Source organism: Sinorhizobium sp. GQ132, assembly GCF_059758575.1.
Map to the genome: position 1 here is coordinate 100,601 of NZ_JCAXDX010000003.1, position 15,688 is coordinate 116,288.

Consider the following 15,688-nt stretch of genomic DNA (forward strand, 5'->3'; position numbering starts at 1 on the left):
CGAGGCGATATTCTGTTCTTGACCGTCTGCCTACTAGAAGGTAGACAGACGGCATGAGCAATCTTTCTACGACCTCCGACGACATCCTGGCTTCCGCTCGAAATCTTCTCATGAGCGGCGGCTACAATGGCTTCAGCTACGCCGATATCTCAGAGGTGGTCGGGATTCGTAAGGCTAGTATTCACCACCATTTTCCCAGCAAGGTCGATCTGGTGCGTGAGCTGGTCAAGCGATACCGCGAAGATGGCCAGGCAACCGTGGCAGTCCTTGAGCGGAACGTTCCGGATGCATTCGACATCCTCAAGGTTTATGCAAACCACTGGGCCAAATGCATTGAGGATACTAGCAGGCCGTACTGCGTCTGTGCGCTGCTTGCCAGCGAGCTGCCGTCTCTGCCGCCGGAGGTCGCAAAGGAGGTGACGGCATTCTTCCGCTTCATCTCTACTTGGCTGGCGACAGTGATGGAGCGTGGCTCCAGGCAAGGGACCCTCACCCTCGCCAGCGAGCCTCACGTCGAAGCCGAAGCATTTCTGGCGACGGTTTATGGGGCGATGCTGTCGGCCAGAGCCTACGGGAAACCGGAAGTATTCTCGATGATACTCGAACCTGCTCTCCATCGTCTTACGCCCACAGTCTCTCACTGATCTGCGGTCGCTACGCTCCTCAGGTATAATCGCATCCAACGAAACTACCAACTAGTAGGAAGAATAAAATGAAGACGTTTTTCGCTACGCTAGCTCTCGGCCTGACGGGCATCCTTTCCATGACAGCCTTTGCGGCACCCGCCCATGCCGAGGATAAGAAAGCCGTGCCGATCCACGTGCGCGGCAGCATCGTCACCTATGCGGGCTCCACACTGAGGGTGAAAACCCGCGAGGGTGAGACTGTCGACGTCGCGTTTGCCGACGACTGGAAGGTCGCGAGTGTCGCGGAAGCCAAGGTGACCGACATCAAGCCGGGCGATTTTGTCGGCATCGCATCCTTGCCAAAGGCGGGCGGTGGCGATGGCGCACTCGAAGTCCTGATCTTCCCTCCGGCGATGAAAGGCCTTGGCGAGGGCAGCTACGGCTGGGATCTCAAGCCCGACAGCAGCATGACGAATGCGACGGTCGCGGATGCGGTCAAAGGCGTCGATGGCCGGACCGTTACCGTGACCTATCACGGCAAGGAAAAGAAGATCGCCATTCCGGACGGCACGCCTGTCGTGACCATTGCTGCGGCGGCCAAGGACGATCTTGTGCCTGGCGCCGTCGTCTTCATCACTGCCGAAAAGGCTGCAACCGGCCCCATCGCCCATCAGGTGGTTGTCGGCAAGAATGGCGTGGTTCCGCCCATGTAAGCCACGCCGTCGCTGCCCGGAGCCGCCGCCCCACTGCTCCGGCCAGCGACTACACGTCGATGCTGCTTTCTCCGCAGCCGTGAGATGTCACTGACGAAAGACGCTGAGATGAGCGCACAAGCTTCCAATGACAATATCCGCTCTCCCCGGACGGTCTTCATCCGCCGGCACTCGATTGTGACACGGCTCACGCAGTGGCTGAACGTGCTCTGCCTAAATTTCCTTCTCTTGAGCGGGCTGCAGATCTTCAACGCTCACCCTGAACTCTACTGGGGTCACTACGGTGCGAATGGCGATCCTGCGATATTGACAGGCCGAGATCAGCCAAACGAATTCAATCCTCTCTGATCCGGACGGCCGACGGGTCGCAAAGCGTCAAGGAGCGATCAACGAGGCGTTCGAAAAACGTGGACGCTCGGAGAACAGCCAGGGTGCTGGGGCAACGATTGCGTCCCACAATACTCAGCATGATGGTGCGATGCCAGACGATGCATCCGCGAAACTCTCCGGCGAAAGCGATCGGATCGGCCGACTTGAGTGGGACGAGTACACCCCATTTGGCGAGCATGTCTGCTTCTTGTGAAAAACGCACGCCAGCAATTTCATCAATCAAAGATAGGGATAGAAACCAATGTCGAACGAACAGAAAGCCAGTGCCACGTGCGGCAATGACCAATGGCTCAAGCAGTATTACTTTACACGGGCGGCGTTCTCGGTGCTGTGGGTTGCGGCTGCACTGACCGCCGGACAGCAGTCATTTGCAGTGGCTGCCGCCCTGCTGATCATCTATCCGGCTTGGGATGCAGCCGCTAACGTCGTTGATGCGGCGAGGAGCGGTGGCTTTGCGGTGAACCGCAGCCAGGTGATCAACGCCACAGCGAGCTCGATTATGACGATTGCGGTGATCCTGGCGCTGATGATGAACATGAACTGGGTCCTCGGCGCCTTCGGCCTATGGGCCATCTTTTCGGGGCTGCTGCAGCTTGGGGCTGCTGCAGCTTGGGGCTGCAGTTCGTCGTTGGAAAACAAACGGCGGTCAGTGGGCGATGATATTGAGCGGTGGCCAATCGGCGTTAGCGGGCGCGCTCTTTATCTTTCAAGCGCAAATGCCGCAGGAGCCTTCAATCTCCACGGTCACGGGCTACGCTGGTGTCGGGGCATTCTACTTCCTGGTTTCGGCGATATGGCTGAGTGTTTCGGTCTCGCGTCGCGGTATGCGCAGAGCAGAACTGTGAGGTGCCGTAGCTCGGTGGTGTATGAGCGTAAGGCGACCATCTGAAAGCCAGAGTTATCGAGAGCGCAGTATTATACTTTCGATGTCCCATTTCTTCAGGCCCACGTCGTGCCTGTCAGAGAACTTTGGAAGAACTCAAATGACGACACATGATACGGCAGAGCAACTTGCGTCCTACCGAAAGACCATCGACAACCTGGATTCAGCTCTCCTTCATATCCTGGCCGAACGCTTTCGCTGTACCGAGCAAGTCGGCCAGTTAAAAGCGGCACAGGTGATGCCGGCGACAGATGATGAGCGGGAGCGACGGCAAATGGATCGACTAAAGAACATCGCCGATGATGTCGGATTGAGGGAGCACTTCGTCGAAAGCCTAATGAAACTGATCGTGGGTGCTGTCGTGGAACGGCACAAGGAGATTGCGGCCGAGAGGTAGACATCTTGGAGATTCGGCAGGCTTGATCGCCTCCGGCTCGCTCATCTTGCTGTCACACTCACGAGATGGTCCGATACGGTGGAAATGAAGGCCCGAAGCCTCTGAAGACGTCGTAGGTCTCGATGATATCCCATCCAGATGTCTCGCGCGGGCGGCGACTTGGGCAGTTCCATTGTGCGGATGCCTGCGATCTGATCGCCGACCACGCGGGGCAGAACAGCGATCCCGACGCCCTGCCTACACATGCGCCCCTGGACGTTGCGGTTGTTTGATCGAAGGACGGGTCTCGCGTTGGGGAAACTCTGGATGAGCCAAGCGATATCTGGGACTTGCCCGTCCTGCGACGTTCCGGTGGAACATTCGTCAACCCTCGCCGGAGAGCTGAAGCCCTTCGGCGTCCGCGTGTTGATCGTCGAGCCCGGACCGTTTCGTACCGATTTCCTTGGCGTTCGATCACTATGGTGGCCAACGAAATGCCGGAATATGCAGCGAGCTCGCGCAGGCACTATCGCGAAACCAACGACGGCAACCAGGCGGGCGATCCCGACAAGGCAATCGCGGTGATCCTAAAGGCGGTCGATGCCGATAATGCTCCGTCGCGCTCGTGTGCGCAGAGTTTCTGGAACTGCTCCTTGGACATCGGTTCCTTCTGTTTCAACTTCAGCTCGGCCATCAGCATGTTGAGCTTCCGACCGATGACTTGAGCCTTTTTATGGTCGGAACAGTGAAGGCTCAGTGAAAGCCGGCTGCCCGGTCGGCACCGCCCGAACGACATGGGGACGCGTGCTCGCCAGTAAAAGATGTTGCCGCGGCGAATGAGATTTTCGACGTCGTGGCGGACTCCATGGGTACCTTGCCCTTGCCTGCCACCGGCGAGGCCGCCGCGCATATTTCGCGTGGGCATCACCTGTGGGCACCAGTTCTGGGCATCAGGTCGCCAATAATGCCAAAACGGAATCCGGCACGACTGGAAAATCAAGGAATTACAGGCTTTTAGTGAGAATTGGCTGGGGAACCTGGATTCGAACCAGGACTAACGGAGTCAGAGTCCGCTGGTCTACCGTTAACCTATTCCCCAAGGCCGCTGGCGGTGTGTTACCGCCGCGTCGGTGTGGCGGGCTTATAAACAAAAGAACGCCCGATGCAAATACCTTTTGCCAAAAAAATGCGGCCGGGCTGTGTCCTTCCGCTTCTTGGTTGAGCCTTGACAAGGGGCTCGTCATTCGTCGGTCTTCGGCAACCGGAAGGGGAAGGGCGGTCGGGCTCGCCGGCTCCGCTATGGTTCCAAAAAAAGTTTGGCGAAAGGAGGCGGCGCTGGTACAGTCGCGCCAACGCAAAATCGAGAGAGCGCCTTGAGCGGCCGTCAGGCTTCGCGCGGCGCCATGGTTGAGACAAGTGAAAGACCCCGATCACGGCGATAAGCCGTCTGAATCCGGGGCGTCGGCAGCAGGCCGCAGCGAGGGGCGCATGGGCGCGTCGCGGGGCGGCAAGGGCAAGCGGCGGCGGCGCAAGCCGTCCGGTTCCCCGTCTGCAATTGCCAGCGGATCCGGCCCGTCCGGAGAAGCAGGGCGTCCCGCAGCACTGAACGAGGCGGAGCCGTCGCGCAAGCGCAAACGGCGCCGGCGTTCGAAATCAGCAAGACCGCAAGATCAGTCCGCTCCCTCCGGTGCAAGCGCGCCGGCGTCGGATGCGGCGCTCAGCGACAAGAGGGGCGCCCAAAAGCGCAACAGGAAGGCGCGCCATCGGCGCGGCCTGCAGGGGCGGCCGCTTGCTTCCGCGAGCAACCCGACGACAAACCTGCGGCCGGGAGGCCGGCCGGGCGAGCGGTCCGGCGATGCTCCGCGGCCGCGGAGCGGCGAAGCCGCCGCGCAGCAGCAGGCGCGTCCGGAGAGGCTCGGTGCACCATTCGTCGCGCCGGGCGAGCCGCCGGCACCGCTTTATGCGGCCCTCGATCTCGGCACCAACAATTGCCGGCTGCTCATCGCGCAGCCGACCCGGCCGGGCCAGTTCCGTGTGGTCGATGCGTTTTCTCGAATCGTCCGATTGGGCGAGGGGCTCGGCGCCAGCGGGCGGCTTTCGGAGGACGCGATGGAGCGCTCGGTCGAAGCGCTCAAGGTCTGCGCCGCCAAGCTCGGTGCCCGCTCGATCCGCCGGCGCCGGCTGATCGCGACCGAGGCTGCGCGTGCGGCTGCCAATGGCGAAGCCTTCATGAACCGCGTCGCCGAGGAAACCGGTCTCGAACTCGAGATCATCGATCGCGAGACGGAGGCACGGCTTGCCGTGTCCGGCTGCTCGTCGCTCGTCGACCGCGAAACCCGGTCCGTCGTGCTCTTCGACATCGGCGGCGGCTCGTCGGAAATTGCGGTCATCCGGATCGGCGAAAATCGCTCGAGCCGGCTTGCCAATCACATTACCCACTGGACTTCGCTGCCCGTGGGCGTCGTCACCCTTTCCGAGCGCCACGGCGGCGAGCATGTGACGCCCCAGAGTTTCGAGGTGATGGTGCGCGAGGTCGAGGCCATGCTTGCCGGCTTCGAGAGCCCCTCCGTCGACGCGCTGGCAAGCGGCTCCTATGGCGGCGGCTTCCACCTGATCGGAACGTCGGGAACCGTGACGACGCTTGCCGGCGTGCATCTCGATCTGCCGCGCTACGACCGCCGCCGCGTGGACGGCCTCTGGCTTTCCGATGACGAGGTCTCGGCCATGCAGGCGCGCCTTCTCTCCTGGGATTTCGCCGCACGTGCCGCCAATCCCTGCATCGGTCCGGACCGGGCCGATCTTGTGCTTGCCGGCTGCGCGATCCTCGAGGCGATCCGCCGCCGCTGGCCGTCGAGCCGCATGCGCGTCGCCGATCGCGGGCTTCGCGAAGGGCTGCTGACCGATATGATGGCGGATGACGGGGCCTGGCGCCGGGGGCGTCCGCGCCGTCATCAGCGCAGCTTCGGTTCTCCGCAGGCGGGCGAGGAACGGGTAAAGCGCCACGAAGGAACCGAGGCATGACGAAATCCCCGATCGGCGGCAATCGCAGCGGCCGCAAGCTCGGACAGAAGGTCAAGAAGGGCAAGCTGAAGGCGTCTTCGCGCCGCTGGATCGAGCGCCACATCAACGACCCCTATGTTCAGCGGGCGCAGCTCGAAGGCTATCGCGCAAGAGCGGCGTTCAAGCTCCTGGAGATCGACGAGAAGCACAAGATTCTTGCTGGCGCCAAGCGCATCATAGATCTGGGCGCGGCACCCGGAAGCTGGTCTCAGATCGCCGCCAAGGTGACGAACTCGACCGATGCCGATCCGCGGGTTGCGGCGATCGACTTCCTCGAAATGGATCCGATCCCCGGCGTCCGCTTCCTGCAGATGGATTTCCTGGATCCCGAGGCGCCGGAAAAGCTGAAACAGGCGATCGGCGGAGCTCCGGACATCGTCCTGTCCGATATGGCGGCGCCGACCACGGGCCATCGCCAGACCGACCATATCAGAACCATGCATCTCTGCGAGGTGGCGGCGCATTTCGCCGTCGAGGTACTCGCGGAGGGCGGACATTTTCTGGCGAAGACCTTCCAGGGCGGCACCGAGCGCGACCTCCTGAACATGCTGAAGCAGAACTTCCGCCAGGTCGTCCATGTGAAGCCGGCGTCCTCCCGTGCCGAATCGGTCGAGATGTTTCTGCTCGCCAAGGGTTTCAAGGGCCGCCACGGGCTTAAGACCGACGAGCCGGCAGAGGGTGCTGCGGAGGAATAGTGCCATGCTGCTATATGCGACCCTCGGCTCCAACGACCTCGAAAGGGCGGGCGCTTTCTACGACACGGCGCTTGCGCCCCTCGGCCTCAAGCGGCGCAAGGAGGATGAGGTGGAGATTGGTTACGGCGCGGAGGGTGACTTCCGCTGCCGGCTTTGGGTGGTGACCCCGTTCAATCGCGAGGCCGCGACCATCGGCAACGGCTCGATGGTGGCGCTCGAGGCGCAAAGCCGCGCGGCGGTAGACGCCTTCCATGCCGCGGCGCTCGCCGGTGGCGGCACCGATGAAGGCGCGCCGGGGCTGCGTCCCTTCCACGCAAATTTTTATGCGGCTTACGTCCGTGACCCGGACGGCAACAAGCTTTCGGCGGTCTGCGAGCGGCCGGAATAGGCGTTACGCGGCTTGCCTGAAAGGGCAAAGGGCGGAGCTTTCCTCGCTGACAGCGCCGCCCGATCGGAGCCTGCAGTAGATCATTTGCCGGCAGCCGTCGTCTCCACTTCCCGCACGGCCAGCCGATGGCCCGAAACGGAGGCGCCGGCATTCTTCGCCATGGCGACGAAGGGAATTGCCGCCAGAAGATTGGCGATGGCAATGATCATGAAGGCGACGTGGAAGTCTTCGAGCTCGAGCGGCCCGCCGCTGAGCGCCGTCTGGAATTCGAGAATGGCGCCTGCGACTGCGACCCCCAAGGCGAGACTGATCTGCTGCAGCACGGCGCTCATCGACGTCGCCTTGCTGGCGTCGGCATCGTCGATGTCGGCGAAAGAGAGTGCGTTGACGCCGGTGAAGAAGAAGGAGCGGGCGAAGCCGGCGATCAGCAGGACGGAGATCAACAGGAGATAGGGCGTCGCCGGCGTGAAGAAGCCGTTGGCGAAAGTCGTGACGGCCGCAATCACGGCGGCGATGAGCAGCGTCGTGCGGAAGCCGGCGAAAGCGAACACGCGGCGCGCGAGAAACTTCGTGGTGATGGCCCCGACGGCGCCGACGAAGGTGATGAGGCCCGATTGGAACGGGCTGAGACCGAAGCCGACCTGGAGCATCAGCGGCATCAGGAAAGGCACTGCGCCGACGGAGATGCGGAAGATCGTGCCGCCGATCGACGCGGCGCGGAAGGCACCGTCGCGGAAGAGCTTGAGATCGAGCACGGGCGCCGGATGCCGGCGCGCATGGAAGATATAGAGGAGCGAGGCGGCGACGCCGGCCGACACGGAAGCGATACCGATCGCCGGCGGCAGGGCCGGCAGGCTGATGACCGAAAGCCCGAAGACCACGCCCGCGGCGGCAATGCCCCCGAGCAGGAAACCGATGATATCCACCGGGGGCGGATTTCGCCGCTCCATCTCGGGCAGGTAGATGCCGGAAAGAAAATAGCCGACAATTCCAACCGGCACGTTGATCAGGAAGATCCAGTGCCAGGAGAAATAGGTCGTGATGAAGCCGCCGAGCGGCGGGCCCGCGAGCGGTCCGACCAGTGCGGGTATCGTCAGCAAAGCCATTGCCGAGACAAGTTCGCTGCGCGGTGCACTGCGCACGAGGACGAGGCGCGCGACCGGCGTCATCATGGCGCCGCCCATGCCCTGCAGGAAGCGTGCAAGGACGAAGGCGAAGAGGCTATCCGCCACCGCACAGAAGAGGGAGCCCGCGATGAAGACGAGGATCGCCGCGCGGAAGATTCGCTTGGCGCCGAACCGGTCCGCCATCCAGCCGCTCAGGGGAATGAAGATCGCCAGCGCCACCATATAGGAGGTCAGCGCGAGCTTCAGCGTGATCGGCCCGACGCCCATATCGCGCGCGATTGCCGGCAGCGATGTCGAAATGACGGTTGAATCCATCTGCTCCATGAAGAGAGCGACGGCGAGGATCAACGGGACGATGCGGTTCATGAAAGGCGCCTTGGGGCTGTCACTGCGGGCGTTAGCCCCATTGGTTCTTAATTCGAAATCGATTTGAGGACAAAATCATCAGAAACTCGAGCGCGCTGGTCGCCGGTAAGCGGTTCCGATGGCTTTGTCGGGGCGAAACCGGAGATTGAAGATCACATGCGTGTGATCCGTCCTGTCCATTTCTGTCAAGGCACTACTTTTCGCCTGTAATCACCGGCGCGCGGGCAGCGCCGGTGAACAGGAGGGAATGACGATGGCTTTTCAATTGAAGCGGCGGACGCTGTTCGCAGCAGGCGCGGGCGCATTGGCGGCACCAAGTCTGCTGGCAGGCATTGCCGGTGCTCAGGAAACGACGGAAAAAGGCGGCACGGCGATGAGTGCGGACTTCAGGACTTTGAAACTCGGAAGTTTCAAGGTGACGGTGATCAGCGACGGGACGCGCGCCGCGGACAAGCCGCACGAGATTTTCGGCACCAATCAGCCTGCGGATTCGGTCTCCAAACTTCTGGAAGAGAATTTCCTGCCGACCAGCGGCTTCGTCAACGGCTTTTCCCCGGTTCTGGTCGATACCGGATCCGAGGTCGTTCTCTTCGACACCGGGCTTGGCGAGGGAGGTCGCGAGGCGGGCACGGGCAAGCTTGCGGAAGGGCTGAAAGCTGCCGGTTATGCTCCGGAACAGGTGACGGTCGTCGTCATCACCCACATGCACGGCGACCACATCGGCGGTCTGACGGAGGGTGGAAAACCCGCTTTTGCCAATGCGCGCTATGTGACCGGGCAGGTCGAGTACGATTTCTGGAAGGACGGCGCCCGCGTCGGCACGCCCGCCGAAAACGGGCACAAGGCGGTGCTGGCGAAGGTCGTGCCGCTGGCGGAAAAAATCACCTTTGTCGCGGATGGCGGGGAGGTCGTCCCCGGCATCTCTGCGATGGCTGCGTTCGGTCATTCTCCGGGGCATATGATCTATCGGCTCGAATCCGACGGCAAGGCCATGATCCTGACCGCAGACACGGCCAACCACTATGTCCTGTCGCTGCAGCGGCCGGATTGGGAGGTTCGCTTCGACATGGACAAGGCGGCTGCCAGCGCGAGCAGAAAAAAGGTCTTCGACATGATCGCGACCGACCGGCTGCCCTTCATCGGCTATCACATGCCGTTTCCGTCCGTCGGCTTCGTCGAGAGCCAGGATCAGGGCTATCGCTTCGTACCGGCGAGCTATCAGTTCGACATATGAAGAGACGGCTTGCTGCACTGCGACAACAATTCGCCGGGGGCCATAAGATTTGGGCCCCTTGGCTATTTTCATTCCGGCATATCCGTGTTACCAGCCCTCGCCAACTTCCAAGAAAAGCCTTGAAGTCACCCGGTGGACAAGTCGCTGAGCGTCCCCGGGGATTTTTCGTTTATTTGAAGAGGAACTGGCCATGGCGCGCATCATCGAAACGGCAACCGGTCTGGAGGCTTTGACCTTCGACGACGTTCTGCTCCAGCCAGGACATTCCGAGGTGATGCCGGGTCAGACGAATATCGCCACCCGCATCGCACAGGACATCGAACTCAATCTTCCGATCCTCTCGGCGGCCATGGATACCGTCACCGAGGCGCGGCTCGCGATCGCCATGGCACAAGCCGGCGGCATCGGCGTCATCCACCGCAACCTGACGCCCGCCGAACAGGCGGAAGAAGTCCGGCAGGTCAAGAAGTTCGAAAGCGGTATGGTCGTCAATCCGGTGACGATCGGCCCGGATGCGACGCTTGCGGATGCTCTCGGCCTGATGAAGGCGCACGGCATTTCCGGCATTCCCGTCGTGGAAAACGGCGGCCTCGGCGGGCAGAAGCAGGGGCGCCTCGTCGGCATCCTCACCAACCGCGACGTCCGCTTCGCGTCCGATCCTTCCCAGAAGATCTACGAATTGATGACGCGGGAAAACCTTATCACGGTGAAGGAAAGCGTCGATCAGCAGGAGGCAAAGCGCCTTCTGCACAAGCACCGGATCGAGAAGCTCCTCGTGGTCGATCCCGAAGGACGCTGCGTCGGCCTGATCACGGTCAAGGACATCGAAAAGTCCCAGCTCAACCCGAACGCCGCCAAGGATGCGCAGGGCCGGCTTCGCGCCGCCGCCGCCGTCAGCGTCGGCGACGACGGTTTCGAGCGCGCCGAGCGGCTGATCGATGCCGGCGTCGACCTGATCGTCGTCGACACCGCCCACGGCCATTCGCAGCGCGTGCTCGATGCGGTGGCACGGGTGAAGAAGCTCTCCAACTCGGTGCGCATCATGGCGGGCAACGTCGCGACGGGGGACGGTACCAAGGCGCTGATCGACGCCGGCGCGGATGCGGTCAAGGTCGGCATCGGCCCCGGCTCGATCTGCACGACGCGCATCGTCGCCGGGGTCGGCGTGCCCCAGCTCGCCGCGATCATGGCGGCCGTCGAGGCCGCACAGGCCGCGGACATCCCGATCATCGCCGACGGCGGCATCAAATATTCGGGCGATGTCGCCAAGGCGATCGCCGCCGGCGCTTCGGCCGTGATGATCGGCTCGCTGCTCGCCGGAACCGAGGAGAGCCCTGGCGAGGTCTTCCTGTACCAGGGCCGGTCCTTCAAGGCCTATCGCGGCATGGGGTCCGTCGGCGCCATGGCGCGCGGCTCGGCCGACCGCTATTTCCAGGCGGAAGTCCGCGACACGCTGAAGCTCGTGCCGGAAGGCATCGAGGGGCAGGTGCCTTACAAGGGGCCGGTCTCCGGCGTCCTGCACCAGCTCGCCGGCGGCCTGCGCGCCTCCATGGGCTATGTCGGCGGGGCCACGATCAAGGATTACCAGGAGCGCGCCACCTTCGTTCGCATCTCCGGCGCCGGCCTCCGCGAGAGCCATGCCCATGACGTGACGATCACCCGCGAGAGCCCGAACTATCCGGGCGGCGCCTGATATCATCGGCGGGCGCCGTCCGGCGTCCGCCATGTCCATTGCTGACGCTGAGAGCATCGATGACAGGCTTCGAAATATTCTGGCCGATGGTGGCCCATGCCGCGCTTGTCTTTGCGCTTTATGCGCTCCTCTCCACGCGTCGGGCAACGCTTATCAGGTCGGGCGAGATCGACGCTTCCCTGTTCCGGGAAAACCGCGGCGAGCCGGGCGAGAGCCTTATCGTGCGAAACAGCATCGCGAACCAGTTCGAGCTGCCGGTTCTCTTCCATCTCTGCTGCGTGCTGCTCTACATCACCGAGGCGGACAATCTCCTCTCGCTTGGTCTCGCCTGGCTTTTCGTGGCGCTCCGTTATGCTCACGCCTTCATCCACGTCACGAGCAATCGGCTTCGCTTTCGCCAGCCGCTGTTCATGGCAGGTTTCATCGTGCTCTTCGCGATGTGGACATGGCTTTCCGTCTGGATGGCGATGAGCTGAGGTAACGCAGTTTTGTAAGTCCGTGACCGCGCCGCTGACCTATCCTGTCGCCGGGTGGTCTGCTGCCGCCTGCTACAGCGACATTTGATCTGCCATAGCCCCAGGGAGAGCGTCATGAACAAGCCTGTCATCACCCAGGCGATGATCGATGCCTATGACGAATATACGCATCTCACTTTGGATCGCCGCCGTTTCATGGAGAGATTGACGGCGCTCGCGGGTACGGCTGCGGCCGCCGCCGCAATCGCGCCGATGCTGGCTGCCGATAGTGCCAAAGCCGAAATGATTGCCGAGACGGACGAGCGCATCAAGGGAGAGGACATCACCTATCCCGGCGCCGACGGCGAAATGAAGGGATATCTCGTCAGACCCGCCGATGCGTCCGGCAAGCTTCCCGCCGTCATCGTCATTCACGAGAATCGTGGCCTGAACCCACACATAAGAGACGTTGCGCGTCGCATGGCGCTCGAAGGCTTCGTGGCGCTTGCGCCCGATTTCCTGTCGCCCGACGGTGGGACACCGGCCGACGAGGACAAGGCGCGGGAGATGATCAGCGCACTCGACGCAACCGAGACGAATGAGAATGCCGTCGCCACCGTGAGCTTTCTGAAAGGCCATGCGGAAAGCACCGGCAATGTCGGCGCGATCGGCTTTTGCTGGGGCGGCGGTCTCGTCAACAGGCTTGCCGTGAACGCACCCGATCTCAAGGCCGGCGTGGCCTATTACGGCGCCCAGGCGAAGGCCGAGGACGTGCCGAAGATCAAGGCGGCGCTGCTGCTGCATTATGCCGGGCTCGACGAGCGCATCAATGCCGGCATAGAGGCCTACCGCAAAGCGCTGACGGAAAACGGCAAGGACGTGACGATCCACGTCTATGAAGGTGTGAACCACGCCTTCAACAACGACACCTCGGCGGCGCGGTACAACAAGGAGGCGGCCGACCTCGCCTGGCAGCGGACCGTCGAATTCCTGAAGACGAAGCTGGCTTGATCATGCGGCTGGACGAGGCGCAGCTTTCGCCGCGCCCCGTCCGGCCGCGGCAGCGTCCCGTGAGATCTCCCGGGCGCAGGCCGATATGGCGTCTGCAAGCGCGTCCATGTCGCGCGGCCGCGGGTTGCTGCGCCGCCAGATGAGCCCGATTTCGCGAGAGGGCTCCGGGGCGGCGAAGGGCAGGATCCGGATCGCGTTGCGTGCGGCTTCGCTCGGTATTGCGATCTCGGGGATGAGTGTCATTCCCATGCCGTTTGCCACCATCTGCAAAAGCGTTGCCATCGACGTGGCGCCGAAACTCAGGAGCTGCCGTTTGCCGGCCGTATTGCAGACGGCCAGCGCCTGATCACGCAGGCAATGGCCTTCTTCGAGCAACAGCAGCTGCGATATATCCACCTGCTCTTCCGTCATCGGCGACATGAGCACATGCCGGTCGTTCTCCGCCACGGCCATATAGAAGCGGTCGGAAAACAGCGCCCGGGTGACGATGCCGTCCGCCTCGACCGGCAGCGCCGCCACGACCGCATCGAGCCGGCCGTCGCCGAGATCGGCGATGAGCCGGTCGGTAAGCGACTCCTTGAGCTCGATTTCGATCGCCGGATACCGTTCGCGCAGGTAGGGAATGAGCCTCGGTACCAGATAGGGCGCGAGCGTCGGGATTACCCCGAGGCGGACCCGCCCCTCGAGAGTGCCCGTGTTTGTCCGGGCGCTCTCCTCCAATCTGCCGACATCCGCGAGGATGGAGCGCACCTGCGCCAGCACTTCCTCGCCCTTGACGGTCAGGAAAACGCCGGCGCGGCTCCGTTCCACCAGCTTCACACCCAGATGTTCTTCCATCTCCATGATCTGCGCAGAGAGCGCCGGCTGGCTGACATGGGTGAGTTCGGCCGCCTTGCCGAAGTGGCGAGTGGCCGCGAGGGCATCGAAGTAACGCATCTGCCTGAGTGTCAGCATGATAGGAAAATCTTATCGCAATCAGCAGGAAATACAATTGGAGATTATCGTCGCGGGATGGGAGAAACCAGTGCCAAGGCATTCCATGCGCTGTGCCGATCGTGGCTGCTGTCGTTCAGCCGTCACGCTCCTCAGGAGCTTCGGAAGCCGAAACGTCGAAACAGGAGGGACGTGATGACAGATCGTCCGACGATCACCACCACCGCCGGGGCGCCGGTGCCGGACAACCAGAATTCACTGACGGCAGGGCCGCGTGGCGGCATCATGCTGCAGGACTATCAGCTCATCGAGAAGCTGGCGCATCAGAACCGCGAGCGCATTCCGGAACGCGTCGTCCATGCCAAGGGCTGGGGTGCTTTCGGCACGCTGAAAATCACCGGCGACATCTCGCAATATACGAGAGCGAAATGTCTCCAGCCCGGCGCCGAAACGCCGATGCTGGCCCGCTTCTCGACCGTTGCCGGCGAACAGGGCGCCGCCGACCACGAGCGCGACGTCCGCGGTTTCGCGCTTAAATTCTACACCGGGGAAGGCAACTGGGACCTCGTCGGCAACAATACGCCGGTCTTCTTCATTCGCGATCCCTACAAGTTCCCCGACTTCATCCACACGCAGAAGCGTCATCCGAAGACCAATCTGCGTTCCGCCACTGCCATGTGGGACTACTGGTCCCTGTCGCCGGAAAGCCTGCATCAGGTGACGATCCTGATGTCCGACCGCGGCCTCCCGCAGACGCCGATGCATATGAACGGCTACGGCTCGCACACCTATTCCTTCTGGAACGACGCGGGCGAACGCTACTGGGTCAAGTTCCACTTCAAGACCCAGCAGGGCCACAAATTCTTCACGAACGAGGAAGGCGAGACGGTCATCGGCAAGACCCGCGAGGGCTATCAGGAGGCACTGTTCTACGCGATCGAGAACGGGGCTTTCCCGCGCTGGACGGTTCAGGTGCAGGTCATGCCGGAGCTCGACGTGGAGAAGACGCCCTACAACCCGTTCGACCTGACCAAGGTGTGGCCGCATGCCGACTACCCGCCGATCGAGATCGGCGTGCTGGAGCTCAACCGCAACCCGGAGAACTATTTTGCCGAGATCGAGAACGCAGCCTTCTCGCCCTCCAATATCGTTCCCGGCATAGGCTTCTCGCCGGACAAGGTGCTGCAGGCCCGCATATTCTCCTACGCGGATGCCCACCGCTACCGCCTCGGCACGCATTACGAACACATCCCGGTCAACCAGCCGCGCTGCCCGGTTCACCACTACCATCGCGACGGTCAGATGAACACCTATGGCGGCATCCGCACCGGTAATCCGGACGCCTATTACGAGCCGAACTCCTTCAATGGACCGGCCGAACAGCCGTTGGCCAAGGAACCGCCGCTCAGAATAGACGGCGACATGTCCCGCTACGATCACCGCGTCGGCAATGACGACTACATTCAGGTGCGGGCGCTGTTCGACCTCTTCGACGAGGGGCAGAAGTCGCGCCTTTTCTCCAACATCGCGGCCGCCATGGGCGGCGTCCCGGGCGAGATCATCGAGCGGCAGCTCATTCATTTCGCCCGCGTTCACCCGGAATACGAGGCGGGCGTCCGCCAGGCGCTGAAGACCGCCCACGGCTACGAGGCGGACACGATCAGCACGGCCGCCGAGTAGTCCGGCGCCCGTTCCGGCAAGCGCGAAGGCCACGCCTCAGCAAGGCGTGGCCTTCGTC

At 62.5% G+C, this 15,688-nt stretch carries 14 protein-coding genes, 1 tRNA gene and 4 pseudogenes; 14 read left to right on the forward strand and 5 right to left on the reverse strand.

What is annotated here, in order from left to right:
* Positions 1-53 precede the first annotated feature (53 nt).
* The 5 genes and pseudogenes from AC6CIG_RS08770 (at position 54) to AC6CIG_RS08790 (ending at position 3,009) form a co-directional block, all read left to right on the forward strand.
* Positions 54-644 (forward strand): TetR/AcrR family transcriptional regulator, encoded by a 591-nt coding sequence (locus AC6CIG_RS08770; RefSeq protein WP_437408274.1) that lies wholly within the window; start codon positions 54-56, stop codon positions 642-644.
* A gap of 68 nt (positions 645-712) precedes the next feature.
* Entirely contained in the window at positions 713-1,339 is a 627-nt protein-coding gene (locus AC6CIG_RS08775; RefSeq protein ID WP_437408275.1) for a hypothetical protein, read from the forward strand.
* 108 nt (positions 1,340-1,447) lie between these two features.
* A pseudogene (locus AC6CIG_RS08780) lies at positions 1,448-1,675 on the forward strand (cytochrome b/b6 domain-containing protein); the annotation flags it as partial.
* A gap of 295 nt (positions 1,676-1,970) precedes the next feature.
* Positions 1,971-2,574 (forward strand): annotated as a pseudogene (locus AC6CIG_RS08785) (DUF308 domain-containing protein).
* 138 nt (positions 2,575-2,712) lie between these two features.
* Positions 2,713-3,009 carry a chorismate mutase gene (locus AC6CIG_RS08790; RefSeq protein WP_437408276.1) on the forward strand — a complete coding sequence of 99 codons (297 nt, stop codon included), beginning with the start codon at positions 2,713-2,715 and terminating at the stop codon, positions 3,007-3,009.
* A 41-nt stretch (positions 3,010-3,050) separates the two neighbouring features.
* On the opposite strand, the pseudogene AC6CIG_RS08795 reads toward AC6CIG_RS08790, so the two are convergent.
* Positions 3,051-3,344 (reverse strand): annotated as a pseudogene (locus AC6CIG_RS08795) (LysR substrate-binding domain-containing protein); the annotation flags it as partial.
* A gap of 25 nt (positions 3,345-3,369) precedes the next feature.
* On the opposite strand from AC6CIG_RS08795, the pseudogene AC6CIG_RS08800 reads away from it, so the two are divergent.
* Positions 3,370-3,605 (forward strand): annotated as a pseudogene (locus tag AC6CIG_RS08800) (short-chain dehydrogenase/reductase); the annotation flags it as partial.
* On the opposite strand, the gene AC6CIG_RS08805 reads toward AC6CIG_RS08800, so the two are convergent.
* Together AC6CIG_RS08805 and AC6CIG_RS08810 are read right to left on the reverse strand one after the other, a co-directional pair.
* Positions 3,515-3,898 (reverse strand): hypothetical protein, encoded by a 384-nt coding sequence (locus tag AC6CIG_RS08805; RefSeq protein WP_437408277.1) that lies wholly within the window; start codon positions 3,896-3,898, stop codon positions 3,515-3,517. The pseudogene AC6CIG_RS08800 and the gene AC6CIG_RS08805 overlap by 91 nt on opposite strands.
* 115 nt (positions 3,899-4,013) lie before the next feature.
* Positions 4,014-4,087, reverse strand: a tRNA-Gln gene (locus AC6CIG_RS08810).
* Between the two features lie 317 nt (positions 4,088-4,404).
* On the opposite strand from AC6CIG_RS08810, the gene AC6CIG_RS08815 reads away from it, so the two are divergent.
* Genes AC6CIG_RS08815 through AC6CIG_RS08825 form a run of 3 tightly spaced genes read left to right on the forward strand, consistent with a single transcriptional unit; the run spans position 4,405 to position 7,131 of the window.
* On the forward strand, positions 4,405-6,009 hold the full coding sequence (locus AC6CIG_RS08815; RefSeq protein WP_437408401.1) for a Ppx/GppA phosphatase family protein: 1,605 nt from the start codon (positions 4,405-4,407) through the stop codon (positions 6,007-6,009).
* The gene (locus tag AC6CIG_RS08820; protein WP_275596713.1) at positions 6,006-6,743 is read left to right on the forward strand and encodes an RlmE family RNA methyltransferase; all 738 of its coding nucleotides are present in this window, start codon (positions 6,006-6,008) and stop codon (positions 6,741-6,743) included. Before AC6CIG_RS08815 ends, AC6CIG_RS08820 begins: the two co-directional genes overlap by 4 nt.
* 4 nt (positions 6,744-6,747) lie before the next feature.
* Positions 6,748-7,131, forward strand: coding sequence for a VOC family protein (locus AC6CIG_RS08825; protein WP_437408279.1), 384 nt, complete (start codon positions 6,748-6,750; stop codon positions 7,129-7,131).
* Between the two features lie 80 nt (positions 7,132-7,211).
* Here the strand turns inward: AC6CIG_RS08825 and AC6CIG_RS08830 are convergent, their stop codons facing one another.
* Positions 7,212-8,624 (reverse strand): DHA2 family efflux MFS transporter permease subunit, encoded by a 1,413-nt coding sequence (locus tag AC6CIG_RS08830; RefSeq protein WP_018094310.1) that lies wholly within the window; start codon positions 8,622-8,624, stop codon positions 7,212-7,214.
* A 253-nt stretch (positions 8,625-8,877) separates the two neighbouring features.
* Between AC6CIG_RS08830 and AC6CIG_RS08835 the strand changes: the two genes are divergently transcribed.
* The 4 genes from AC6CIG_RS08835 (at position 8,878) to AC6CIG_RS08850 (ending at position 13,017) form a co-directional block, all read left to right on the forward strand.
* Positions 8,878-9,858 (forward strand): MBL fold metallo-hydrolase, encoded by a 981-nt coding sequence (locus tag AC6CIG_RS08835; protein ID WP_437411627.1) that lies wholly within the window; start codon positions 8,878-8,880, stop codon positions 9,856-9,858.
* 190 nt (positions 9,859-10,048) lie between these two features.
* On the forward strand, positions 10,049-11,551 hold the full coding sequence (gene guaB, locus AC6CIG_RS08840) for an IMP dehydrogenase (protein WP_018094312.1): 1,503 nt from the start codon (positions 10,049-10,051) through the stop codon (positions 11,549-11,551).
* Between the two features lie 59 nt (positions 11,552-11,610).
* On the forward strand, positions 11,611-12,027 hold the full coding sequence (locus AC6CIG_RS08845) for an MAPEG family protein (protein ID WP_437408281.1): 417 nt from the start codon (positions 11,611-11,613) through the stop codon (positions 12,025-12,027).
* 114 nt (positions 12,028-12,141) lie between these two features.
* On the forward strand, positions 12,142-13,017 hold the full coding sequence (locus tag AC6CIG_RS08850; protein ID WP_324762985.1) for a dienelactone hydrolase family protein: 876 nt from the start codon (positions 12,142-12,144) through the stop codon (positions 13,015-13,017).
* On the opposite strand, the gene oxyR is transcribed toward AC6CIG_RS08850, so the two are convergent.
* Positions 13,018-13,971, reverse strand: coding sequence for a hydrogen peroxide-inducible genes activator OxyR (gene oxyR, locus AC6CIG_RS08855; RefSeq protein ID WP_437408282.1), 954 nt, complete (start codon positions 13,969-13,971; stop codon positions 13,018-13,020).
* Positions 13,972-14,145: 174 nt separating this feature from the next.
* Between oxyR and katA the strand changes: the two genes are divergently transcribed.
* Positions 14,146-15,630, forward strand: coding sequence for a catalase KatA (gene katA / locus AC6CIG_RS08860; RefSeq protein WP_437408283.1), 1,485 nt, complete (start codon positions 14,146-14,148; stop codon positions 15,628-15,630).
* Positions 15,631-15,688 lie beyond the last annotated feature (58 nt).